Here is a 22930-nt window from a genome sequence, read left to right on the forward strand (position 1 = left end):
TCTCCGACGTGAACCGATCACCCGTCAGCTGCATACCATCACCCGAGTCACCAGCAAACCGGATCACCACCCGGTCCAACTGACGGATCTGCTTGGTCACGCCCGCACCTCGCTTCGCTCGGCGCCGTCGCACGGGCGGCTGAAAATGATGGTGACCCCGCCTTGCCCGGCCACGTGCCCTCCTAGACGCGCTGTTGCCGCCGGCCGTCCGTCCCCGGGCCCGGCCCGCTCCATTTCTCACGTCAGAGCCTACGTCGGCCCGTTAGGGCAACATTGGCTGAGGTCCGACGTATGGGACCCGATCAGGCTACTGTATGCGTGGATTTGCGCGGTTTGGTGCCGCTGCTCGTAATTCACATCACCGCTGGCCGGACCGGTAGGCTGCCGACCGTGACCGGTTACCTCGGCTCGTACGCCACGCTCGGTCTCCTGCTGCTCGCCGCCGTGCTCTTCTTCGTCACGGCGTTCTCGGCAAACCGGGTGTTGCGTCCTGGCCGTCCCGCCGAACCCTGGGGGAAGCGGGCCAGCTACGAGTGCGGTCTCGACCCGGTCGGCGGCGACTGGGCGCAGATGCAGATCCGGTACTACGTCTACGCGTACCTCTACGTGCTCTTCGCGGTGGAGGCGGTCTTCCTCTTCCCATGGGCGCTGATCTTCGACCGGCCCGGGTTCGGCGTGACCACCGTGGTGGAGATGGCGATCTTCGTCGCCGTGGTGGCGCTCGGCATCCTCTACGCCTCGCGCAAGAACATCCTCCGCTGGACCTGATCAGGCCAGGCCCCGGCGGGTCAGGGCCGGCGGCCGGTCTCCCCTGATCGACGCCACCATGTCCAGCACCCGCCGGGTCTCGCGGACCTGGTGGGCGCGGAACACCCGGGCACCCAGCCAGGCCGACACGGCGGTGGCGGCCAGCGTCCCCTCCAGCCGGTCCGACACCGGTAGGTCCAGCGTCTCGCCGATGAAGTCCTTGTTCGACAGGGCGACGAGCAGCGGCCACCCGGTGCCGGTGAGTTCGGCCAGCCGCCGGGTGATCTCCAGCGAGTGCCGGGTGTTCTTGCCGAAGTCGTGCGCCGGGTCGATCAGGATCCCGTCCGGGCGTACCCCGAGCGCGACCGCCCGCTCGGCGAGCCCGGACACCGTCGTGACCACGTCGGCCACCACGTCGTCGAACGCGGCCCGGTGCGGCCGGGTCCGCGGGGCGAGTCCACCCGCGTGCGAGCAGACCAGCCCGGCGCCGGTCTGCGCGGCGACCCGGGCCAGCGCGGGATCCGCCCCCGACCACGTGTCGTTGAGCAGGTCGGCGCCGGCCGCCACGGCCTCCACCGCCACCTCGGCGCGCCAGGTGTCGATCGAGATGACCACGTCGGGGAAGGCGGCCCGGACCGCGGCGATGGTGTCCACCGTCCGGCCGATCTCCTCGGCCACGTCCACCTCGTCGCCCGGCCCGGCCTTCACCCCGCCGATGTCGATGATCTCCGCGCCCTCGGCCACCGCCCGCTCCACCGCGCGCAGCGCGCTGTCCGGGGCGAAGGTGGCACCCCGGTCGAAGAACGAGTCCGGCGTGCGGTTGACGATCGCCATCACCACCAGCTCACCCGGGGCGAACGTCCGCCCACCGAGCCGCAGCGCACCGGCCATGACCGCCTCCTGATTCCCCGGTCGTCCGCCGGCCGCCCCCGACGCTATCCGGTCCCGCCCGGGCCGGCCCGCGCGGTACGGCGGGGCATCGAAACTTATTCGGAGCACCGGGAGGGCTCGCCCGATCCCGGGCGCACGTGCCACGATCTCTCCATGAGTCAGGTTCTGCTCATCTTGGTCGTCGCGCTGACCGTCGCGGCAGTGATGTTCGGAGTGACCGTGCTGGTGTCCGGACGGGATCCGGGGCTGGCGCCCACCGAGCCGGACGGGCGGGCGGTGCCCCTCCCGGGCGGCCGTCCCCTGCAGGAGGGGGACGTCGCCGAGGCGCGTTTCGACACCGCGCTGCGCGGCTACCGGATGGCTCAGGTCGACCAGGCGATGCGGCGCGCCGCGTACGACATCGGCTACAAGTCCGAGCTGATCGGCGTGCTGGAGGCCGAGGTCGCCGCGCTCCGCGAAGGGCGGACCGAGGAGGCCGACGCGCTGCGCCGTACCCGGGAGGAGGCCGTCGGGAAGGATCCCGCCGCCCAAGCCCCGGCCGACGGCACCACCGCGGACGCCGACGGTTCAGCCGCCGAGGCCGGGGTGGCCGCCGCGCCGGCCGCGGCCGCCGTCGAGGACGAGACCGCGCCCGCCACGGACGTGCCGGCGCCGGCCGGACCGCTGGCCCCGATCGCCGCGCCCGCCGACCAGGAGCCGGCCGGACGGCCGGTGGCCCTGCGCCCGCCGGCCACCGAGTCCACCGGCGAGCAGGCCGCCGCCGACGATGCCGACGCCGAGGACGAGCGGGAGCGTGGCGGGGTGGTCCGGTCGGAGACGGCGTGACCGGCCCGCCGGGCGACGGCTTCGCCGAGGCGGCCCAGCCCGGCGCCGGGGAGGTCACCGCGACGGTGATCGTCAACGCGCGCGCCGAACGGGTCTTCGCCGCGCTGACCGCCTGGGAGCGGCAGTCCGACTGGATCCCGCTCACCACCGTCCGGGTGGTCGAGGGGGACGGCGGCGAGGGGAGCCTGGTCGAGGCGGTCACCACGCTCGGCCCGGCCGTGCTGCGGGACGAGATGCGGGTGGTCCGGGTGGACGCCCCGTACGAGGTCGGGGTGGTGCACTGCGGCAAGCTGCTGCGCGGCCCCGGCGTGCTGCGCTGCACCCCGGTCGAACGGGACCGGACCCAGGTCGTGTGGCACGAATGGTTCCACCTGCCCGGCGGGGCCGCCGGCCGGGTGACCCGGCCGGTGCTCTGGCCGGGCTCGAAGATCGGCCTCACCCAGGCGTTGAAGAGGTTCGCCCGGCTGGTGGAGCAGGGTCGGCTCCCCTGACCGGTGGGCGGTGTCGGTGGGTTGACCTACCGTGTACGGCGTGACTGACCTGGTGATCGGCGCCGACGGGCTGCCCCGCTGCGCCTGGGGAGCGAGCACTCCGGACTATGCCGTCTACCACGACCGGGAGTGGGGCCGGCCGCTGCGCGGCGACGACGCGCTCTACGAGCGGCTGACCCTGGAGGCGTTCCAGTCCGGCCTCTCCTGGCTGACCATCCTGCGCAAGCGTCCGGCGTTCCGGCTCGCCTTCGACGAGTTCCGGATCGAGAAGGTCGCCGGCTACGGCGAGGACGACGTCGCCCGGCTGCTCGCCGACGCCGGGATCGTGCGCAACCGGGCCAAGATCGAGGCGGCCGTCGCCAACGCCCGGGCCGCCCTGGAACTGCCCGACGGCCTCTCCGCGCTGCTCTGGTCGTACGCGCCGCCACCCCGGCCGGCCCGGCCGCGGTCGTTCGCCGAGGTGCCGGCACTCACCCCGGAGTCCACCGCGCTGGCCAAGGCCCTCAAGAAGCGCGGCTTCCGGTTCGTCGGCCCCACCACCGCGTACGCGCTGATGCAGGCCACCGGCATGGTGGACGACCACCTCGTCGAGTGCCACGTCGGTGCCGAGCCGGCGCGGGCGTGACCCGAGCGGCGCCCGGCGGACGTGCCAGGACCGGCGCCGGCCGGGCGTGATGGGATTGCAACATGACCGACACCGAGCTCCGGACGAGCGAGACGATCGAGGACGCCACACCCGGTGCCTGGGCGGTGCTGCTGCCCGCCGAGCGGTACGAGGCCGAGCGGCTGGTGCACCACGACACGCTGGAGCTGACCGGGCTGGACGACGGTGTCAGGCCCCGGCCGGGTGACCTGGTCGCGGTGCTGGTCGAGGATCCGCTGCGGCTGGTGGCCCTCGGCCGGGTGGCCCTGGCCACCGCGGAGACCCGGGAGGATCCGGACGATCCGCAGTCCGATCCTGCGTCCGGGGCGCTCGTGGTGTCGTACACCCGTCGGGCGCTCGACGAGCCGGTGCCGGTCGACGGGCTGGCCCTCGACGGGCCGGTGACCGGGCTCGACCCGGCGGTCTGGCGGGAGCTGGCCGACCGGCTCGGCCCGCCCCAGGCCCGCCGGTCCTGGCTGGTCAGCCTCGACCTGCCGATCGAGGCGGCCTCGCCCGCCGAGGCGGTCCGGATCTTCTGGTCGTATGTGCAGGAGCTGGGCCCCCGGGAGCTGCCCGCCTTCGTCTCGCCAACCGGCGACGAGCTGGCCATGCAGGCTTTCGTGCTCGGTGCCGAGGCCAACCAGGACCCGGAAGAAGACGACTGACCCCACCTCGCCCCGCCGCCCCGCCGTCTCGCCGCACTGCCGCCGCGCCGCCGTGGGGCGCCAGTTCGGCCCCTGTTTCCTGGAAACAGTGGCTATTCGCGCCGAAATGCCCACCGTTTCCATGAAGTTGTGCGGATCTTGGGCGAGCGGACGGGCCGAGCGGGCGGGCGAGTGGACGTGGCGGGGCGGGGCGGACGGCGGTGTGCGGTCAGTGGCCGGCGAAGGTGGGCTTCTGCTTGTTGACGAAGGCCATGGTGGCCGCCTTGTGGTCGGCGGTGGCACCACAGATCGCCTGCGCCTGCGCCTCGGCGGCGAGGGCGTCGGCGAGGGTGCCGGCGTCGGCGATGGAGAGCTGCCGCTTGATCGTCCCGTACGCGACGGTCGGGCCGGCGGCGAGCCGGGCGGCCAGCTCCTGCGCGGTCGGCAGCACCTGCTCGTCGTCGTCCACCAGCTTGGTGAGCAGGCCGAGCCGGCTGGCCTCCTCGGCGCCCACCGGCTCGGCGAGCATCAGCAGCTCGACGGCCTTGGCGTGGCCGACCAGCCGGGGCAGCGTCCAGGAGGCGCCGGTGTCGGCGGCGAGCCCGACTCCGGCGAAGGCCATCAGGAACCTCGTCTTCGGGCCGCCGACCCGGAAGTCGGCGAGGAACGCCAGCGAGGCGCCCGCCCCGGCGGCCATGCCCCGCACGGCGGCGATCACCGGCTTGGGCAGGTTGGCCAGCCGGGCGGCGATCGGGTTGTAGTGGGCGCGCACGGTGGCCAGCGGATCGCCGTCGGCGGATTCGAGGGTCTGCACGTGCTCCCGCAGGTCCTGCCCGGTGCTGAACGAGCCGCCCGCGCCGGCCAGCACGACGGCCCGGCAGGACCGGTCGGTCTCCAGCTCGGCCAGGGTGTCGCGGAGCGCCTCCTTGAGCGGGACGTCGAGCGAGTTCATCGCCGTCGGGCGGTTCAGCGTCAGGGTGACGACAGCGTCGGTGCGGTCGACGAGCAGCGGCTCGGTCACGTTCTAACGACCCTTCTGTCGGGCGGGGCGGTTGTTGTTGTCGAGGCACAGCTCGACGTACCGGTCGGCGGCCGGCCTCAGCCGGGTCGCGTGCCGGTCGAAGAAGCTGGCCGCGCTGGCGCCCGACCAGCGCTCGGGGAGCAGCGCCGGGGGCAACTGCGGGTCCTGGAAGAGGAAGGTACGCCACGCGTGCACGAGCCGGAATCGGGCCGCGTACGCGTCCTCGTCGGTGCTGCGTACGGTGACGCCGGACAGGAGGGGCTTCTGCTCGGTGACGAACCGCTCGTACGCCCGGCCGATCTCGGCCAGGTCCCAGGCGCGGCGGACCACCGCCATGGCGCCGGGGGTGCCGGCGGCGTGGGCGGCGGTGAACCGCTCGTAGTGCACGCCCGCCTCGGCGAGCAGGGTGTCCACGTCCTCACCCGGCCGGGTGGCCACCCAGGTGCAGTCGTCGAGCGTGCCGTAACCGAGGAAGGTCAGGTTGGCGGCGAGCCGTTGCCGGTCCCGTCGGGAGGCGGGGGCGTCCAGCACGAGCAGGTCGAACCGGCCGTCCCAGCTGTGCCGGCCGGTGCGGTAGATCCGGGCCGCCGCCTCGTCGAGTCGGCGGGCGGCTTTGGGTGTGATCGAATATCCCGGCCCGGAGGCGAGCCGGAGTGGTTCGAGCCAGCCCTGCCGGACCATCCGGGATACTGCGGTGCGTACCGCCGGTGGAGCGATCCCCAACGGCGCCAGCAGCTTGACCAGGGCGGCGACCGGTGCCCGCCCACCCCTGGCCCGAAGGTGGTCGCCGTACAGGTCGAAGAGTGCCGACCGTGCCTGCATGACCGCACATTGTGACAGGCATATCCAAGATATGCTAGGTGCTGTTACATCAATGCTGCTTCGGTTTGGGTCCGGCGGTGTTCATCAGGGAAAATCGTTGGTCGACGCCCCCGTTGTGGTTGCGGGTGGCTATGGCGAAGTGGCTGTGGGGCAACCCACCGACCCTGGTGTAGGTCTGAGGGGAGACAACATGGCGGCGATGAAGCCGCGGACGGGCGACGGTCCGCTGGAAGTCACCAAGGAGGGCCGGGGCATCGTTATGCGGGTCCCGCTGGAGGGTGGTGGCCGGCTCGTCGTCGAGATGACTCCCGACGAGGCCACCGCGCTGGGTGACGCGCTGAAGGCGGCCGCCGGCTGATTGCGGAACGGTCCGCGCGGCACGTGTCGCGTGAACGGTTCGTCCGTCCCTGAGCCACCGGGTGGAACCCGGTGGCTCAGGGACTTTGCCGGCCCACGAGCGGCGAATAGTCCCGCTCTGAGAACTTTCGGAGGTACGGTCCAGCGTGCTGGCCATTCGTCTGGTGCGCGAGCCGGTACGGCTCGACACCCTTGTCCTGCCCGTTCGTCCCGAAGGGCCGGACGCCCCGGCCACCCTGGTCCCGACCGCCTGGCCGCCGGCCGACGAGATCCGGGCCGAGGCCACCGCGCTGCTTCCCGCCGCCCGGCTGACCGGCGATGCCGGCGAGGCCCGGGAACACCTGCGCCCCGGCGGTGCGCCGTCACGACTGGTTCTGCTCGGCGTCGGCGCGGGCGACGAACACGCGTGGCGGAGCGCGGGCGCGGCGTTGGCACGCGCCGCCAAGAATGAGACGCACATCACTGTGGGGCTGCCGGCCGACGGCGAACCGGCGCTGCGTGGCCTGGTCGAGGGCCTGCTGTTGGGGTCGTACCGGTTCCGGCTGACCGAGGCCGGCGAGGCGCCCGCGCTGGCCGAGGTCGACGTCGTGGCGGCCGACCCGGAGGCCCTCGCCCCGATCCTGGCGGCGGCCCGGACCACCGCCGAGATGACCCGGTTGGCCCGCGACCTCACCAACACCCCCTCGTCGACCAAGAACCCGGCCTGGTTCGCCGCCCAGATCGAGGCCGCCGCGGCCGGTCACCCCGACCTGCACCTGCGGGTACGCGAGCCGGCCGAACTCGCGGCCGAGGGCTTCGGCGGCATCGTGGCCGTCGGCGGCGGCTCGGCCAGCGGACCCCGCCTGGTCGAGCTGGACTGGCGACCGGCCGACGCGTGTACCCACGTGGTGCTGGTCGGCAAGGGGATCACCTTCGACACCGGTGGCATCTCGATCAAGCCGGTGCCGGCGATGAAGCTGATGCGCAAGGACATGGCCGGCGCCGCCGCGGTGGTCGCCGCGACCCTGGGCGCCGCCGCGCTGGGGCTGCCGGTGCGGGTCACCACGCTCGCGCCGCTGGCCGAGAACATGGTCAGCGGCTCGGCGTTCCGCCCCGGCGACATCGTCCGCCACTACGGCGGACTGACCAGCGAGACCACCAACTCGGACGCGGAAGGCCGGCTCGTGCTCGCCGACGCCATGGCGTACGCGGCACGCGAACTCAAGCCCGACCTGCTGGTCGACCTGGCCACGCTCACCGGTGCCAACGCGGTCGCGCTCGGCAAGCGGCACGGCGCCCTCTACAGCGAGAACGACCAGCTCGCGACCGACCTGCTGACCGCGATCGCGGCGGCCGGTGAGCGAGCCTGGCGGATGCCGCTGCCCGCCGACTACGTCGAGTACCTGGGCAGCGAGCTGGCGGACCTGCACAGCTCTCCGGACCGGGGCGCCGGCTCGGTGGTGGCCGCGCTCTTCCTCCGCGAGTTCACCGGCGACCTGCGCGACCGCTGGGTGCATGTGGACATGTCCGCCCCCTCCTGGTCCGACGACGTGCACGCCGAGCTGACCCGGGGCGCCACCGGCTGGGGCGTACGCGGGCTGCTGCGCTGGCTGGCGACGCTGGGCTGACCGGGCGTCCGGACCCGGCGCCTGGCATGCCTGGGCGCCGGGCCGGCGGCGGGTCAGAGCTTCACGGCGGCGAGCAGGCCGTGCCCGACCGGCAGCAGCGCGGGCACCCAGTGCTCCGACTCCCGGACCGCCTTGATGGCCTCCCGGACGGTGACCGTCTCGACGTCGCGCGCGGCCGGGTCGCCGATCCGGCCGCCGGCGAGGACGCCGTTCAGCGCCAGCACCCCGCCGGGCCGCAGCAGCCGCAGGGCGGCCTCCACGCAGGCGCTGAAGCCGGCTGCCTCCGCGTCGACGAAGACCAGGTCGTAGGCGCCGTCCGCGAGCCGCGGCAGCACGTCGAGGGCCCGGCCCGTGATGATCCGGGTACGTCCCGACGGGAAGCCCGCCTCCACGAAGAGCCGGCGGGCGATCCGCTGGTGCTCCACCTCCACGTCGATGGTGGTGAGTACCCCGTCGGGGCGCATGCCGCGCAGCAGCCAGACACCGCTGACCCCGGTGCCGGTGCCGATCTCCACCACCGCCCGGGCGTTGCCGGCGGCGGCGAGCAGCCGCAGCGCCGCCCCGGCTCCCGGCGTCACCGCGTCCACCCCCACCTCGTGGGAGAGACTTCGGGCAGTGCGCAGCACGAGATCCTCGGTGACGTACGACTCGGTGAAGTGGAGCACCTGGGCCATCGAGTTGCCGGCATTGGCGACCGTGGCGATGGGACACCTCCGGGCGGCGGGAGTGGTGCGAGGGGCGGGTTTGCGGATACGAGCCTAGAGGCGGGCTGCGACGGGCGCAGCCGCCAGTCGGCCCCCGATGACGATCACGGCGGGCAACCCCTGACTCCATTCGGGGCATCCGTGTAATCCTGGACGGTGTCCCGTGCGTCACGGTCGGTCGGCTCCGCCGGCCCCGGCGCGGGAATCGCGGGACGGACTGGGAGGCACCGACGTGACCGACGGCTGGGACGGGCGCCAGCCCGGCGGGTACCCGGCACCGGCGGCAGGGCCGGCGCCCGGAAACCCGACTCAGGGCCTACCGGGCACCGGAGGTGGCGGCACGACGTGGCCCGGGAATCCGTCCCAGGGCCTACCGGGCACCGGAGGTGGCGGCACGACGTGGCCCGGAAGTCCGTCCCAGGGCCCTCAGGGCGCCGGAGGCGGCACGAGCTCACCCTGGTGGTCCGACGCGCTCGCCGACCCGTGGCGCGATCCGTACGCGCCCGCCGCGGTGGTGGTCCCCGCCGCCCCGGTCGACCCCGCCAGCGAGCCCGAACCGGTCAGCGACCCGGACGTGCCGAGCCGACCCGTGCTGCGGCAGGTCGTGCTGATCTCGCTGATCACGGCCCTGCTCGCCGGCTCGCTCGGCAGCGCCCTGACGTACGCCTTCCTGCGTGGCGGCACGGCCGTGCCCCGCCTCGGCGCGGAGTCAGGGCAGGCGCCCGCGCTCGCCCAGCGCAAGCCCGAGTCACTGGCCGGTGTCGCCGAGAAGGTGCTGCCCAGCGTGGTGACCATCCGGATGGCCAGCCTGGGCGGCATCAGCGAGGGCTCGGGCTTCGTGGTGAGCAGCGACGGGCACATCGTCACCAACGACCACGTGGTCTCCGGCGGCAGCGGCAAGGCCACGGTGATCTTCAACGACGGCAGCTCGGCGCCGGCCACGGTGGTCGGCCAGGATCCGGAGTCCGACATCGCGGTGATCAAGGCGTCGCGTACCGGGCTGACGCCGGTGGAGTTCGGCGACTCGGACGGGCTGGCCGTCGGCGACCCGGTGCTCGCCATCGGCTCGCCGCTCTCGCTGGCGAACACCGTCACCGCCGGCATCGTCAGCGCCCTGGACCGGACCATGCAGGCCGGTGAGCCGGGCGGCCCGACGCGCTACTACGCGGCGATCCAGACCGACGCGGCGGTCAACCACGGCAACTCCGGTGGCCCGCTGGTCGACGGCGGAGGCCGGGTGGTCGGGGTGAACTCCACGATCAAGTCGCTGGTCGCCGACGGGCAGGAGGCCGGCAACATCGGGCTCGCCTTCGCCATCCCGATCAACCAGGCCAAGCGGGTCACCCAGGACATCATCGGCACCGGCAAGGCGCGGCGTACGGTGATCGGCGCCCAGGTGGGCGGCACCGGCGTGACCAGCGGTGGCGTACGTCTCAACGCGGTGGAGCCGTCCGGCCCGGCCGCCGCGGCCGGGCTGAAGGCCGGCGACGTGGTGCTGAGGCTGGACGGGCATCCGCTGACCGAGCCCGCCGACCTGGTGGCGCTGGTCCGCAAGTACGCCCCCGGCTCGGTGGTGGCGGTGGAGTACCGGCGTGGTTCGACCCGGCAGAACGCTTCGGTGACGCTCGCCGCAGATGCGAAGTGAGCAGCGGTTGCCCCCTCCCGGTCGGCCCGGTGTCGTGCGTAGTCTTGCCCTGACGCGCACGAGGAGGCCGGAGTGTTCGAGAACCTGAACTGGTGGGAGATCGGCGCGCTGCTGCTCCTGGCGCTGCTGATCTTCGGAGACCGGCTGCCCGCAGTGATCAGCGACGGTCTCCGGATGGTCCGCAACCTGCGGGCCATGGCCCGCAACGCCACCGGCGATCTGAGCCGGGAGTTGGGCACCGACATCCAGCTGGAGGACCTGCACCCGAAGGCGTTCATCCGTAAGCACCTGCTCAGCGAGGAGGACGAGCAGGCCATCCGGAAGCCGCTGCAGAGCATGTACGACGATCTGCGCTCGGACGTCACCGGTGTGCACGAGGAGCTGAAGGGCGTCGCCAAGGCGGCGGATCTGCGTACCAACGACACCCGCCCGACCACCGCGACCGGCGGCACCCCGTCGTCCACCCCCGCCCCCCGCGCCAGCTACGACGACATCACCTGACCCACCCCTCCCCACCCACAGGGTCGGAGGGTTGATCATGAGGTTGTTGTCGCGACACGCCGATCCGGTCGGTGACGACCTCCTGATCAACGAAGTCGGCCCTCCTCGGCCAGGGCCGAGGAGGGCCGGTCAGCGCAACAGGGCGTCGGATCAGCGCCCGGAGGGCTTGAGGCCCAGGGGCTTACCGAGCAGGGACTCACGGCGGACCGCGAGGCGGTCGGCGACCCGGGCCAGCGCCCGGGCGGCCGGGGCGTCCGGCTCGGCCAGCACGATCGGGGTGCCGGCGTCCCCGCCCTCGCGGACCCGGGTGTCCAGCGGGATCTGACCCAGCACCGGCACCTGCGCGCCGATGGTCCGGGTCAGCGACTCGGCGACCGCCGCACCGCCGCCGGCCCCGAAGACCTCCATCCGCGAGCCGTCCGGCAGCTCCAGCCAGGACATGTTCTCGATGACGCCGACCACCTGCTGGTGGGTCTGCAGCGCGATCGCGCCGGCCCGCTCGGCCACCTCGGCGGCGGCAGCCTGCGGGGTGGTGACGACCAGGATCTCCGCGTTCGGCAGGAGCTGGGCCACCGAGATCGCGATGTCGCCGGTGCCCGGGGGCAGGTCCAGCAGGAGCACGTCCAGGTCGCCCCAGTAGACGTCGGCGAGGAACTGCTGCAGGGCCCGGTGCAGCATCGGGCCGCGCCAGACGACGGCCGTGTTGCCCGGAGTGAACATGCCGATCGAGATGACCTTCACGCCGTGCGCCTGCGGCGGCATGATCATGTCCTCGACCCGGGTCGGGGCGCCCTCGGCGCCGAGCATCCGGGGCACCGAGTGGCCGTAGATGTCCGCGTCGACCACGCCGACCGACAGGCCACGGGCAGCCAGCGCGGCGGCCAGGTTGACCGTGACGCTCGACTTGCCGACGCCGCCCTTGCCGCTGGCGACCGCGTACACCCGGGTGCGGGAGCCGGGCTGGGCGAACGGGACGACCGGCTCGGCGGTGGCGCCGCCGCGCAGCTTGGACTGCAACTGCTGGCGCTGCTCCGGGCTCATCACGCCGAACTCGATCTCGACGCCGGTCACGCCGGGCACCGCGCCGACAGCGGCGGTGATGTCGGTACGCAGCTTGTCCTTCAGCGGGCAGCCGGCCACGGTGAGCAGCAACTCGACCAGGACGACGCCGTCGTCGCCGATCTCGGCGGAACGGACCATGCCGAGTTCGGTGATCGGCCGACGGATCTCCGGGTCGTTGACGGTTGCCAGGGCGGCCTGAACCGCCTCGGAGACGGTGCTGACGGGTGCTGACATGCCCGCAATGCTACGTCGCTGGTCATCGGCGGTCGCCGCTGGCGGGGGCCGGTGTGAGCGATTCGATGGCGCCGACCGAGGGGTGGACGGGTCACGCCGGGAAGTGGGACGATCGAGTCGAACGCCGCCCGCCTGGCCCCTTGAGGCGCGCGGCGTTCAATGCCTCCCGTTCCTTCAGCCCTCGGCGGGCCGGTTGCGGGGGTGGTCGCCGTCCAGGTCGTCACGGGGTTCGTCGAGCGGTTCGCCGCCGCCCGGCCGCCGGGCCACCTCCCGCCCCTGCTGCCGGCGTTCCCGCCGCTGCCGGCGCTGCGCCGCCTCGTCCAGCTCCTCGGCCAGCCGGGCCAGCTCCGACCGGAGAAAGTCCCGGGTGGCCACCTCGCCCATCGCGATGCGCAGCGCGGCGATCTCCCGGGCCAGATACTCCGTGTCGGCCTTCTGCATCGTCGCCCGCCGCCGGTCCTCCTCCAGCGCGACGCGGTCCCGGTCCGACTGCCGGTTCTGCGCGAGCAGGATCAGCGGCGCCGCGTACGACGCCTGGATGGAGAGCACCAGAGTGAGGAACGTGAAGGTGTACGGGTCGAAGCGCACGCCCCCGGGGGCGAGGGTGTTCCAGGCGAACCACGCGCCGAGGACCAGCGTCATGTAGACGATGAAGAGCGCCGTGCCCATGCTCCGGGCGATCCCCTCGGCCCACCGGCCGAAGGTCTCCTTGTCGACCCGGGGCAGTCGCAGACCCCGGGGAACGTGCGGCTGGTCCAGCCGCTCGGCGCGGCGTCGGTCAACCATCGGTCCCACCTATCTGCTCCGCGGCGGCGGCGGACGCGGCGCGTACGGCGTCCCGGTCCCGCCAGTCGGGCGGCAGCGAGTGGTCCAGCACGTCGTCCACCGTCACCGCGCCGACCAGCCGGTTGTTCCGGTCCACCACGGGCATGGCGACCAGGTCGTAGGTGGCCATCCGGCGGGTGATCTCGGGCAGCGGGCTGGTCGGGCGGAGCGGGTCGATGTCGTTGACCACCACCCCGCCCAGCAGGTCGGCCGGGGGCTCGCGGAGCAGCCGCTGGAAGTGGACCATGCCCAGGTAGCGCCCGGTCGGCGTGGTCAGCGGAGAGCGGGCCACGAAGACCTGCGCCGCCACCGCGGGGGAGAGCTGCGGCTCCCGGATGCGGGCCAACGCCTCGGCCACCGTGGCGTCCGGCGGCAGGATCACCGGCTCGGAGGTCATCACGCTGCCGGCGGTGCCCGAGGCGTAACGGAGCAGCTGGCGTACCGGGTCGGCCTCGTCCGGCTCCATGAGGTCGAGCAGCACGTCCTGCTCGGGCGGCGGCAGCTCGTTGAGCAGATCGGCGGCGTCGTCCGGGTCCATCTCCTCCAGCACGTCCGCGGCGCGTTCCCGGTCCAGCGCGGCCAGGATCTCCACCTGGTCCCGCTCGGGCAGCTCGCTGAGCACGTCGGCGAGACGCTCGTCGTCCAGCGCCGCCGCCACCTCGTTGCGCCGGGCGTCGGGCAGATCCTGCAACGCGTTGGCCAGGTCGGCCGGGCGCATGTCCTCCAGCACCGCCAGCAGGTTGGCCGTACCCCGGGTGTCGCCGATCCCGTCGATCCCGCCGAAGCCGCGGACCCGGTCCCACTCGACCTGGTGGAGGTGGCCGCGGCGGGCGAGCCGGCCGGTCTGTTCGCGGACGGCGACCCGGGTCAGCGTCCACTCGCCGGTGCGGCCGCACTCCATGGCCACGTCGACCACCGAGCCGGACGGCCCGTCCTCCAGCTGGACCCGGCGGTCCAGCAGCTCCGCCAGCACGAGCAGCTCGTTGGGGCGCTTGGAGAACCGGCGCAGGTTGAGGGTGCCGCTGCCGAGCACGACGGCGTCCGGGTCGATCGACGTGATCCGGTTGATGGAGAGGAAGATGCGCCGCCGCATCGGCATCTCGGCGACCAGCCCCACCACCTCGGGCGGGCGCTGGTTGTGTCGCATCCGGGCGACCGCGTCGCGGACCCGGCCCACCTGGTCGCCGTTCGGGTCGAAGACGGCGACTCCGGCGAGTCGCGCGATGTAGACCCGGTTCGGCGTGCTCACGGCACCAGCCTAAGGGCCTAGTGTTTATCAACATGTCGACCTTGGCCTACGAGATCGTGGACGTCTTCACCGACCGCCCGTTCACCGGCAACCCGCTGGCCGTGGTGTTCGGCGCGGAAGGGCTTGCCACCGAACAGATGCAGGCGCTCGCGCTGGAGTTCAACCTGTCGGAGACGGTGTTCGTGCTGCCGCCGACCCAGGTCGGCGCGACGTACCGGGCGCGGATCTTCACCCCGGCCGCGGAACTGCCGTTCGCCGGGCATCCCAGCGTCGGCGCCGCGGTGACCGCCAGCCGGCGCGGCATGTTCGACGCGGGCACGGTCACCCAGGAGTGCGGCGCGGGGGTGCTGCCGATCGAGGTGAGCGGGACGGCGGCGACTCTCACCGGCGGGACGCCCACCCTCAGCCCCGAACTCGACCCGGAGCCGCTGCTGGAGATGGCCGGCCTCACCGCCGCCGACCACGCCGGGCCGGCACCCCGGGTCGCCGGCTGCGGCCTGGAGTTCCCTTACCTTCCGGTACGCCCCGACGCGGTGGCCCGCGCCCGGATGAACCCGGCCGCGGCCGAGCGGTACGGCGTGGAGCACGTCAGCGTCTTCTCCTGGGACGCCGGCACCCGTACCGCGCACGCCCGGGTCTTCGTGCCGGGCCTCGGCGTGCCGGAGGACCCGGCGACCGGATCGGCCGCCCTCGGCCTCGGCGTCTGGCTGGTCGCCAGCGGTCTGCTGCCCGGCGAGGGCCGAGCGGAGTACCTGGTGCGCCAGGGCATCGAGATCAACCGGCCGTCCGAGCTGGCCTGCACGGTGACCGCGGCCGGTGGGGTGGCGGTCGGTGCCACGGTCGCCGGTCAGGTGATGCCGGTCGCCCGCGGCGAGATCGCCGTCCCGCCCTTCGTGGGCTGAGCGGTAAGGAAGGGGCCCTTCCTAACGCCTGCGGTAGCGCAGGGGCCCCTGTTGACCGGCGAGCCGGCGGGGATGCGGGAGGATGCCGAGGTGAGCGAAGAGGTGGACGAGCGGGTCACCACGCCGCTGGTGGACGAGGCGGTCAAGAAGGCCGCGGTGGCGTGGGTGTCGGTGGGCGGTGGGCCCGCTTTCGCGTTGTGGTGCCTGCCGCTCGACGGCGCGCTGCTGGTGGTCAGCGGCCCGGGCGAGCAGTCCGCTCCCGGGCTCGCCGACACGGACGCGGCGGAGGTGACCCTGCGCGGCGACCACGGCGGCCGGATCGTCACCTGGCCGGCCCGGGTGACCCGGCTGCGCCCGGGGACCGAGGAGTGGGACGCGGCCGCGCCACTGGTCGCCACGAAGCGGCTCAACGCGCCCGGCCCCGCCGCCGACCTGGTGCGACGCTGGGCCGTCGAGGGGTGCGCGCTGACCCGGCTCACCCCGGCGGGCACCCCCGAGGCCGGCGGCGACCTGCCGGCCGACTCGCAGGCCGAGCGGCCCCGGGAGACCCCGGTGGTCCGGGCCACCCGCCGCCCGTTCCGCCTGCACAAGGTCCGCCGCCGCTGAGCGCCCCGCCAGCCGGCAGCGTGAGAAGGATTCCCTTTGCTACCGGAGGCGTTGAGAAGGGGCCCTTCCTTGCACGTAAACCGGGGACGGGGCGAGGGGCGGGTCGAGCAGGTTGGGCACCTCGGCCAGCGAGGTCAGCGCGGGGCCGTGCCATGACCGGTCGGCGTTGAACACCATGTGGTCGGCCAGATCCGGGGCGGCCAGCCGGACTGCCGTCATGCCGGCCTGTTCCGCGCCGGTGAGCTCCTGGCTGCCCCCGTCACCGACGTAGAGGCAGTCGGCCGGGGCGAGGCCGAGCCGGCTGCAGGCGGCCCAGTAGAGGGCCGGATCGGGCTTGCAGCAACCCGCCTGCACCGAGAAGACGTGTACGTCGAGCAGCGGGGCGACCGCCAGTTGGGGCAGGAAGTCCGGCAGCTCGTGGGTGCAGTCGCTGATCAGCCCGGTGCGTACGCCCCGGTGGCGCAGCGTGGACAGCACCGGCACCGCCTCGTCGCGCAGCCGGGTGTCGGCGCGTATCGCCTGGTGGCGGGAGGCGACCGCGGCGCGTACGGCCCGCTCGGAGGGATGGACGCCGGCCTGGTCACAGACCCAGCGCAGGGTCGCCTCGGCGCTGCCGAGCCGGCCGCTGGCGCGCTGGTAGTAGCTGCGGTCGAGCACCTCGATCAGGGTGTCGGGTGGGCAGCCGAGCTGCTCCGCGACGGCCTGGTGGGCGGCACCGCGCTGGACGCCGCGGGTGAGTGTGCCGAAGAAGTCGAACAGCACCGCCTGGTAGTTGGACATGACGGAGTGCCTCCGGGCGTATAGGGGAGGGATCGCCGGGATGGGCATGATCGTAACGGAGCGCTGACCGTCCGTGGTGTCCGCTGTTCGTGTGAGGATTGCTCACCGTGTCCTCCGGTCCGTACCGCCCGCCGCTCGACGCGCTGACCCTCGGCGCGCTCGTGCTGGCCGTCGCCGCCGTCTCGTCGTCGGCCCCGCTGGTCGCGTTCGCCGCCGCGCCGGCCCTCGCCGTCGCCTTCTGGCGGAACCTGCTCTCGGCCGCCGTACTCGGTCCGCTCTCACTCGCCGGGCGGCGGGCCGAGGTCCGGGCGCTGACGGTCGGCGCCGGCCGGCGCGAGGGGCTGTACTGCGTGGTGTCCGGGGTGGCGCTGGCCGCCCACTTCGCCACCTGGATGCCGAGCACGCAGCTCACCACCGTCGCCGCGGCCACCGCGCTCGGTGCCACCCAGCCGGTGTGGCAGGGGCTGATCGCCCGCAGGCAGGGGCGGCGGCTGCCGGTGGCGGTCTGGGCGGGGATCGGGGTGGCGGTGCTCGGCGCGGTGCTGGCCACCGGCGCCGACTTCACCGCCTCCGGCCGGGCCTTCACCGGCGACCTGCTCGCCATCGTGGGTGGCCTGTTCGCCGCGATCTACACCGCCCTCGGCGAGCGTGCCCGGGCCACCATCAGCACCACCACCTACACCACCATCTGCTACGGCGTCTGCGCGGCGGTCCTGCTGGTGGTCTGCCTGGTCGGCGGGGTGCCCCTGCACGGCTGGGCCCCCGCCACCTGGTGGGCGATCCTCGGCCTGGTGGCCGGTGCCCAACTGCTCGGCCACTCGATGTTCAACTACGCCCTGCACCGGGTCTCCGCCACCACGATCAGCGTGCTGATCCTGTTGGAGGCTCCGGGCGCGGCCCTGATCGCCTGGGTCTGGCTCGGCCAGTTGCCCCGCCCGCTCGCCCTGCCCGGGCTGGCCCTGCTGCTGGCCGGCGTCGCCGTCGTCGTCCTCGGCGGCGCCCGGGCCGGCCGCCGTACCGAACCGGTCCCCGTCCCCGCCGACGCCGCCCCGCTCGCCGACTGAGTCGCCGCCAACCCGTTCGGGGTCGCTCTTTTCCGGAAAGTGTGGCGATTCGGCCTCCAGGCGGCCCGCTTTCCGTGAAAGTGCGGAGGGTGGGGACGGGAGCGAAGCAGCCGCGTGACGCTGAGCCGGACCGAGGGACGCTGGTCACGCCCTCGGCCGAGTTCCCGCCGCTTGGCCCCGAGGAGCGGGCGGCGCTGGGCCGGATCGGGGAGCGTTGGCGGCCGCCTCGCCGCCCCGACGAGCTTCCGGTCGACCCGGCCCTGGGCCGCCGCCCGACCGGCCCGACGCCGAGCCGGTTCGGGCGGCTGACCCCGATCGACATGTTCACCGTCGAGGAACCGGGTGAGTTGTGCGCGACCGGGCCGGCCCACGAGCCCGGCTCCCGGGTCGGGCGGGCGCTCACCCGGCTGCGCCGGGCCCTGTTCGGCCCGCCGCTGTCCAGCTCCGCCGTGATCTACGAGCGGATGCGGAAGCTCGTCGCCCTGCCGATCCTCTCCTCCGACCTGCTCAGCTCGGTGGCGTACGGGCCGGAGGCGATGCTGGCCGTGCTGGTGCTGGCCGGTGGCGGCGCGCTCGGGCTCTCCCTGCCGCTGGCCGCCGTGCTGGTGGTGCTGATGATCGCCGTGGGGCTGTCGTACCGGCAGACCGTCCCGGCGTACCCGCACGGCGCGGGGTCGTACATCGTGGCCGGGGACAACCTCGGCACGACAGCCGGGCTCACCGCGGCGGCGGGCCTGATGCTCGACTACGTGCTCACCGTGTCGGTGTCCATCGCGGCGGGGGTGAGCGCGATCACCTCGGCGTTACCCCGGCTCACGTCGGCCACCGTGCTGATCGGGGTGCTGGTGATCGCCGTGCTGCTCGCCGGGAACCTGCGCGGGGTGCGCACCGCCGGCAACATCTTCGTGCTGCCCACGTACGCCTTCGTGGCGGCGCTCATCGCGCTGCTGCTGGTCGGCTACGCGCGGGCGGCGGGGCGGGGCTTCGCGCCGGCGCCGCCGCCCCCGGTGGCGGCCACCCAGGGGCTGGGCCTGCTGCTGGTGCTGCGCGCGTTCTCCTCGGGCGCGGTGTCGATGACCGGCATCGAGGCCGTGTCGAACGCGATCCCGGCGTTCCGCCCCCGGGAGTGGCGCAACGCCCGCACCACGCTCAGCTGGATGGTCAGCATGCTGGTGGTGCTCTTCGCCGGGCTGATCGGCCTGATCCACCTGAACGGCCTGGCACCCCGGGCGAACGAGACCATCCTGTCCCAGCTCGGCCGGCTCACCTTCCCCACCGGGCCCTGGTACGCGTTCCTGCAGGCCTCCACCGCGCTGATCCTGCTGCTGGCGGCGAACACCGCCTTCAACGACTTCCCCCGGCTGCTGTTCTTCATGGCCCGCAACGGCCACGCACCCCGCCGATTCCTGCACCTGGGAGACCGGCTGTCGTTCAACAACGGCCTGGTCGCGCTGGCCCTCGCCGCGACGCTCATCTTCGTCGCGTTCGGCGGGCACACCGCGTCGCTGATCCCGCTCTACGCCGTCGGCGTCTTCCTCGCCTTCACGCTCTCGCAGGCCGGCATGGTGGTGCACTGGCGCCGCCACCGGGACCGGGGCTGGCGGCGCCGGCTGGTGCTCAACGCGATCGGCGCCACGCTCTCGGGGATGGTGCTGCTGGTCGCCGCGGTCGGCAAGTTCGCCGAGGGCGCCTGGCTCGTGGTGGTCGCGGTGCCGCTGCTGGTGCTGCTCGCCAGCCGGATCCACCGCCACTACGCCCGCTTCCATCAGGCCCTCGCCCTGCATCCGCCGCCGCCCGGCGGGGCCGCACCGCCCGTGCCGCAGGGTCCCGGCGGGGCCGCACCGCCCGTGCCGCACGCTCCCGGCGGGGCCGTCGAGGGCGAGGAACTGCCCCAGGAGGTACGCCACCTGGTGGTCGTGCCGATGGCCCGGCTGAACCGGGCGTCGCTGCGGGCCCTGGCGTACGCGGCGTCGCTGGGCCAGCCGACCCTGGCCGTGCACATCGCCCCCGAGGACGCCGAGGCGGACCGGTTCCGGGAGCAGTGGCGGGCCTGGGGCGACCATCTGCGGCTGGAGACCATCGTGTCGCCGTACCGGGCGGTGATCGGGCCGCTCGCGCACTACCTGGAGGCGCTGCACGCCTCGCGGCCGGAGCTGACGCTCACCGTGATCGTGCCGGAGGTGGTGCTGCGCCACCGCTGGCACCGGTTCCTGCACAGCCGGGCCGAGCAGCGGCTGCGCGCCGCACTGCGGGCCCTGCCCGGCGTGGTGGTCACCAGCGTCCCGGTCCACGTGCCCGAGTGACGGTCAGCGGAGGGGCCGGTCAGACGTCGTGGACCTCCAGCACCCGGGTGGTCGGGGCACGGTCACCCAGTTCGGCCCGGAGCGCGGCCCGGTCCGGATCGGCCATGAACCCGTCGTAGCCGGCCCGGGTGGCGAACCCGATCACGTGCACCTCGGTCCGCCCGTCCCCGGTCCGCAGCCGGCGTTCCAGCCGCCCACCGTGCCGCCCCAGCAGGGCGAGCACCGCGTCCTCGTAACGCCGGCCGGCCTCGGGGTCGGCGCCGAGGTCGACCAGGGCGACCAGCCGTAGTGTCGCGCCGTCGGCCCGGTCGGTGCCGGCGATGCCGGTCAGGTCACCCGTCGTCATGGCGGGAAGTCTGGCAGCGGGCCGGGTTGGGCCGCCACCCCGCTCAGCCGTCGATCCCGACGGCCTTCGCGCTGGCCGTCCAGAGGCGGGCGGCGAGCGCCGGATCGGCCGCCTTCGGCCACGTTCGGCGAGGCTTCCGGTCGCGGTAGTAGCCGCCGGAGGTCAGCCGGGACGGGTCCTGGTTGGCCAGCCAGACCAGGGTCTCGGCACCCCGCTCCGGGCTGCGGAAGGGCAGCACCCGGAAGCCGAGGGCGATCAGCCGGTTGTCGCTGGCGAACCGGGTGCGCACCACGCCCGGGTGGAACGAGTACGAGGGCACGTCGGGCCAGCGCCGGGCCGCCTCGGCGGCGAAGAGGATGTTCGCCTGCTTGCTGGTGCCGTACGCCCGGTACGGCCGGTAGTCGCGCAGCGTGGCGTTCAGATCGTCCGGGTCGAGGGCGCCGCTGCGGTGCGCTCCGGAGGCGGTCACCACCATCCGGCCGATCCGGTCCCGCAGCAGGTGGCTGAGCAGGAACGGGGCGAGGTGGTTGGCCTGGATGCTCAGCTCGAAGCCGTCGACGGTGGTGACCGGCTGGAACCCGATCCCGCCGGCGTTGTTGGCGAGCACGTCGATCCGGTCGTACGCGGCGCGCAGCCGCTCGGCGAGCCGGCGTACGTCGTCCAGGACGGCGAAGTCGGCGCGGAAGAGTTCGGGCTGCTCGCCGGAGCTGTCGCGGACCCGCTCCCCGGCGTCCCGGAGCCGGTCCGGGTCCCGGCCGACCAGTACCACCCGGTCGCCGCGGCCCGCCAGGTCGACCGCCGCGGCCAGTCCGATGCCCGAGCTGGCGCCCGTCACCACCACGGTCCGACGGTCAGTGAGATCTTCCACAGGTCCATTCACCCCGGTCACGGCACGAGGTTACCGTGGCGTCACAACGCCCTTTGGGATCGTTAGGTTCACGGATCTTCGTCTTTGTCGGCGTCGGCGTGCCGTCGGACGCTGGAAGGAGCCCAGCCATGGCCGCTGTCGGTCGCCCCCGCCGGTCCTGCCTCGCGGTACCGGGCTCCAGCGTCAAGATGCTCGGCAAGGCGCAGGGCCTCCCGGCGGACCAGGTCTTCCTCGATCTGGAGGACGCGGTCGCCCCGTTGGCCAAGCCGGACGCCCGCAGGAACATCGTCGCCGCGTTGAACGAGGGCGACTGGACCGGCAAGACGAGGGTGGTCCGGGTCAACGACCTGACCACGCCGTGGACGTACCGGGACGTGATCGAGGTGGTCGAGGGCGCCGGCGCCAACCTGGACTGCGTCATGCTGCCGAAGGTGCAGAACGCCGCCCAGGTGCAGTGGCTGGACCTGACCCTCACCCAGATCGAGAAGACGCTCGGCCTGGAGGTCGGCCGGATCGGCATCGAGGCGCAGATCGAGAACGCCGCCGGGCTGGTCAACGTGGACGGGATCGCGGCCGCGTCGCCCCGGGTCGAGACGATCATCTTCGGCCCGGCCGACTTCATGGCCTCGATCAACATGAGGTCGCTGGCGGTGGGCGCGCTGATCCCGGACTACCCGGGCGACCCCTACCACTACATCCTGATGCGCATCCTGATGGCCGCCCGGATGCACGACAAGCAGGCCATCGACGGCCCGTTCCTGCAGATCCGCGACGTGGACGGGTTCCGCGAGGTGGCCAGGCGCTCGGCGGCGCTGGGCTTCGACGGCAAGTGGGTGCTGCACCCGGGCCAGATCGACGCGGCCAACGAGGTCTACTCGCCGGCGCAGGCCGACTACGACCACGCCGAACTGATCCTCGACGCGTACGACTGGTACACCTCGGAGGCGGGCGGGAAGCTCGGGGCGGTGATGCTCGGCGACGAGATGATCGACGAGGCGTCCCGCAAGATGGCCCTGGTGATCGCGGCCAAGGGACGCGCGGCCGGGATGGCGCGTACCTCGTCCTTCACGCCGCCCGGCCGGTGAGCGGCGGCCGCCGGTGCCGCCCCGGGACCCGGGGCGGCACCGCGCCTCAGTAGGAGGACGTGCTGGTGGTGCTGTCGCTGTTGGCGATGGCGAAGACGATTATCGCCACGTAGAAGGCGATCACCAGCACCAGCAGGCCGGTGAGGATCCAGCCGACGATGATGGCGGCCTTCGCCATCCCCTCGCCCTGCTCGCCCGTCTCCCGGATCTGCTTGCGTGCCACGTGGCCGAGGATCGCGCCGATCGGCGCGGTGATGCAGGAGGCGAAGCCGACCAGTGCCAGCACCAGCGCCACGATCGCCATGGTGTTGTTCTTCGCGTTGGCGGGAACGTACGCCGGGTAGGCGGGCGGCGGGTAGCCGGCCGCCTGGTAGTTGGGATCGGCGTACGGCGTGGCCGCGGGCGCGCCCGCGTACGGGTCGCCGGCGGGCGGGTAGCCGGGGTTGGCGTACGGGGTGGCCGCGGGCGCGCCGGAGTACGGGTCCGCCGAGGTCGGCTGGCTCGGGATCGGGCTGGCGCCCATCGGCAGGGTCGGATCGGCGGGCGGGCTCGACTGCTGGCCGGGCGCGTACGGGTCTTGCCAACCACCGGACGGCGGGGGATAGCTCATCGGTCATCTCCAGAACGTGCGGGTTTGGTCAGAGTAGCCAGTGCCGGGCAATACCGAGAGCCCTCTTTTCGGGTGCCGCGTTGCCCGGAACGTCCACA

The 22930-nt window shown here is 73.5% G+C and carries 25 protein-coding genes; 14 read left to right on the top strand and 11 right to left on the bottom strand.

Going from position 1 to position 22930, the window contains the following annotated elements; all coding sequences use genetic code 11:
- Positions 1-390 precede the first annotated feature (390 nt).
- Positions 391-768, top strand: a complete 378-nt coding sequence (ndhC, locus tag ACIRG9_RS29815) for an NADH-quinone oxidoreductase subunit A (protein WP_402863236.1) — start codon at positions 391-393, stop codon at positions 766-768.
- Here ndhC and folP read toward each other — a convergent pair whose 3' ends face one another.
- Positions 769-1638: a dihydropteroate synthase gene (gene folP / locus ACIRG9_RS29820; protein WP_402863238.1), complete on the bottom strand. Its 870-nt coding sequence runs from the start codon at positions 1636-1638 to the stop codon at positions 769-771.
- A 153-nt stretch (positions 1639-1791) separates the two neighbouring features.
- Here folP and ACIRG9_RS29825 point away from each other — a divergent pair, with 153 nt between their 5' ends.
- From ACIRG9_RS29825 to ACIRG9_RS29840, 4 genes are all read left to right on the top strand, one after another.
- Positions 1792-2463 (top strand): DivIVA domain-containing protein, encoded by a 672-nt coding sequence (locus tag ACIRG9_RS29825; protein ID WP_402863240.1) that lies wholly within the window; start codon positions 1792-1794, stop codon positions 2461-2463.
- Positions 2460-2954 carry an SRPBCC family protein gene (locus ACIRG9_RS29830; protein WP_402863243.1) on the top strand — a complete coding sequence of 165 codons (495 nt, stop codon included), beginning with the start codon at positions 2460-2462 and terminating at the stop codon, positions 2952-2954. The genes ACIRG9_RS29825 and ACIRG9_RS29830 overlap by 4 nt, the downstream gene beginning before the upstream one ends.
- A gap of 40 nt (positions 2955-2994) precedes the next feature.
- Positions 2995-3579: a DNA-3-methyladenine glycosylase I gene (locus tag ACIRG9_RS29835; protein WP_402863246.1), complete on the top strand. Its 585-nt coding sequence runs from the start codon at positions 2995-2997 to the stop codon at positions 3577-3579.
- A 62-nt stretch (positions 3580-3641) separates the two neighbouring features.
- Positions 3642-4262 (top strand): hypothetical protein, encoded by a 621-nt coding sequence (locus ACIRG9_RS29840; RefSeq protein ID WP_402863249.1) that lies wholly within the window; start codon positions 3642-3644, stop codon positions 4260-4262.
- Positions 4263-4470: 208 nt separating this feature from the next.
- Here the strand turns inward: ACIRG9_RS29840 and ACIRG9_RS29845 are convergent, their stop codons facing one another.
- Both ACIRG9_RS29845 and ACIRG9_RS29850 read right to left on the bottom strand, forming a co-directional pair.
- Entirely contained in the window at positions 4471-5262 is a 792-nt protein-coding gene (locus ACIRG9_RS29845; protein ID WP_402863252.1) for an enoyl-CoA hydratase/isomerase family protein, read from the bottom strand.
- A gap of 3 nt (positions 5263-5265) precedes the next feature.
- Positions 5266-6084 (bottom strand): PaaX family transcriptional regulator C-terminal domain-containing protein, encoded by an 819-nt coding sequence (locus ACIRG9_RS29850; RefSeq protein ID WP_402863255.1) that lies wholly within the window; start codon positions 6082-6084, stop codon positions 5266-5268.
- A 190-nt stretch (positions 6085-6274) separates the two neighbouring features.
- On the opposite strand from ACIRG9_RS29850, the gene ACIRG9_RS29855 reads away from it, so the two are divergent.
- Together ACIRG9_RS29855 and ACIRG9_RS29860 are read left to right on the top strand one after the other, a co-directional pair.
- Complete coding sequence (locus ACIRG9_RS29855) at positions 6275-6442, top strand: DUF3117 domain-containing protein (RefSeq protein ID WP_013283866.1); 168 nt, start codon at positions 6275-6277, stop codon at positions 6440-6442.
- Between the two features lie 145 nt (positions 6443-6587).
- Positions 6588-8048 carry a leucyl aminopeptidase family protein gene (locus tag ACIRG9_RS29860; RefSeq protein ID WP_402863258.1) on the top strand — a complete coding sequence of 487 codons (1461 nt, stop codon included), beginning with the start codon at positions 6588-6590 and terminating at the stop codon, positions 8046-8048.
- Between the two features lie 53 nt (positions 8049-8101).
- Here the strand turns inward: ACIRG9_RS29860 and ACIRG9_RS29865 are convergent, their stop codons facing one another.
- Complete coding sequence (locus ACIRG9_RS29865; protein ID WP_402863261.1) at positions 8102-8722, bottom strand: O-methyltransferase; 621 nt, start codon at positions 8720-8722, stop codon at positions 8102-8104.
- A gap of 262 nt (positions 8723-8984) precedes the next feature.
- On the opposite strand from ACIRG9_RS29865, the gene ACIRG9_RS29870 reads away from it, so the two are divergent.
- Positions 8985-10397 (top strand): S1C family serine protease, encoded by a 1413-nt coding sequence (locus ACIRG9_RS29870; RefSeq protein WP_402863264.1) that lies wholly within the window; start codon positions 8985-8987, stop codon positions 10395-10397.
- 72 nt (positions 10398-10469) lie between these two features.
- Positions 10470-10898 carry a preprotein translocase subunit TatB gene (locus ACIRG9_RS29875; RefSeq protein ID WP_402863267.1) on the top strand — a complete coding sequence of 143 codons (429 nt, stop codon included), beginning with the start codon at positions 10470-10472 and terminating at the stop codon, positions 10896-10898.
- Positions 10899-11048: 150 nt separating this feature from the next.
- On the opposite strand, the gene ACIRG9_RS29880 is transcribed toward ACIRG9_RS29875, so the two are convergent.
- The 3 genes from ACIRG9_RS29880 to ACIRG9_RS29890 all read right to left on the bottom strand — a co-directional run bounded on the left by ACIRG9_RS29880 (position 11049) and on the right by ACIRG9_RS29890 (position 14268).
- Entirely contained in the window at positions 11049-12194 is a 1146-nt protein-coding gene (locus ACIRG9_RS29880; RefSeq protein ID WP_402863270.1) for a P-loop NTPase, read from the bottom strand.
- Between the two features lie 174 nt (positions 12195-12368).
- Entirely contained in the window at positions 12369-12980 is a 612-nt protein-coding gene (locus ACIRG9_RS29885; protein WP_402863273.1) for a DUF1003 domain-containing protein, read from the bottom strand.
- Positions 12973-14268, bottom strand: coding sequence for a magnesium transporter MgtE N-terminal domain-containing protein (locus tag ACIRG9_RS29890; protein WP_402863275.1), 1296 nt, complete (start codon positions 14266-14268; stop codon positions 12973-12975). Before ACIRG9_RS29890 ends, ACIRG9_RS29885 begins: the two co-directional genes overlap by 8 nt.
- A gap of 32 nt (positions 14269-14300) precedes the next feature.
- On the opposite strand from ACIRG9_RS29890, the gene ACIRG9_RS29895 reads away from it, so the two are divergent.
- Positions 14301-15170, top strand: coding sequence for a PhzF family phenazine biosynthesis protein (locus ACIRG9_RS29895; protein ID WP_402863278.1), 870 nt, complete (start codon positions 14301-14303; stop codon positions 15168-15170).
- A gap of 72 nt (positions 15171-15242) precedes the next feature.
- Positions 15243-15776, top strand: a complete 534-nt coding sequence (locus ACIRG9_RS29900; RefSeq protein ID WP_402863435.1) for a hypothetical protein — start codon at positions 15243-15245, stop codon at positions 15774-15776.
- Between the two features lie 39 nt (positions 15777-15815).
- Here the strand turns inward: ACIRG9_RS29900 and ACIRG9_RS29905 are convergent, their stop codons facing one another.
- Entirely contained in the window at positions 15816-16556 is a 741-nt protein-coding gene (locus tag ACIRG9_RS29905; RefSeq protein ID WP_402863280.1) for an HAD family hydrolase, read from the bottom strand.
- A 98-nt stretch (positions 16557-16654) separates the two neighbouring features.
- Here ACIRG9_RS29905 and ACIRG9_RS29910 point away from each other — a divergent pair, with 98 nt between their 5' ends.
- A complete protein-coding gene (locus tag ACIRG9_RS29910; protein ID WP_402863283.1) occupies positions 16655-17620 on the top strand; it encodes a DMT family transporter in 966 nt (321 codons plus the stop codon).
- An 89-nt stretch (positions 17621-17709) separates the two neighbouring features.
- The gene (locus ACIRG9_RS29915) at positions 17710-19923 is read left to right on the top strand and encodes an APC family permease (protein ID WP_402863286.1); all 2214 of its coding nucleotides are present in this window, start codon (positions 17710-17712) and stop codon (positions 19921-19923) included.
- Between the two features lie 19 nt (positions 19924-19942).
- On the opposite strand, the gene ACIRG9_RS29920 is transcribed toward ACIRG9_RS29915, so the two are convergent.
- Both ACIRG9_RS29920 and ACIRG9_RS29925 read right to left on the bottom strand, forming a co-directional pair.
- Entirely contained in the window at positions 19943-20269 is a 327-nt protein-coding gene (locus ACIRG9_RS29920; RefSeq protein WP_402863289.1) for a hypothetical protein, read from the bottom strand.
- 43 nt (positions 20270-20312) lie between these two features.
- The gene (locus tag ACIRG9_RS29925) at positions 20313-21137 is read right to left on the bottom strand and encodes an SDR family NAD(P)-dependent oxidoreductase (RefSeq protein ID WP_402863292.1); all 825 of its coding nucleotides are present in this window, start codon (positions 21135-21137) and stop codon (positions 20313-20315) included.
- Positions 21138-21265: 128 nt separating this feature from the next.
- Here ACIRG9_RS29925 and ACIRG9_RS29930 point away from each other — a divergent pair, with 128 nt between their 5' ends.
- A complete protein-coding gene (locus tag ACIRG9_RS29930; protein WP_402863295.1) occupies positions 21266-22222 on the top strand; it encodes an HpcH/HpaI aldolase/citrate lyase family protein in 957 nt (318 codons plus the stop codon).
- Between the two features lie 46 nt (positions 22223-22268).
- Here ACIRG9_RS29930 and ACIRG9_RS29935 read toward each other — a convergent pair whose 3' ends face one another.
- Positions 22269-22832: a DUF4190 domain-containing protein gene (locus ACIRG9_RS29935; RefSeq protein WP_402863298.1), complete on the bottom strand. Its 564-nt coding sequence runs from the start codon at positions 22830-22832 to the stop codon at positions 22269-22271.
- Between the last annotated feature and the right edge of the window lie 98 nt (positions 22833-22930).

Origin of the sequence: Micromonospora sp. NPDC093277 (assembly GCF_044765245.1) — a bacterium.
Lineage (GTDB): Bacteria > Actinomycetota > Actinomycetes > Mycobacteriales > Micromonosporaceae > Micromonospora.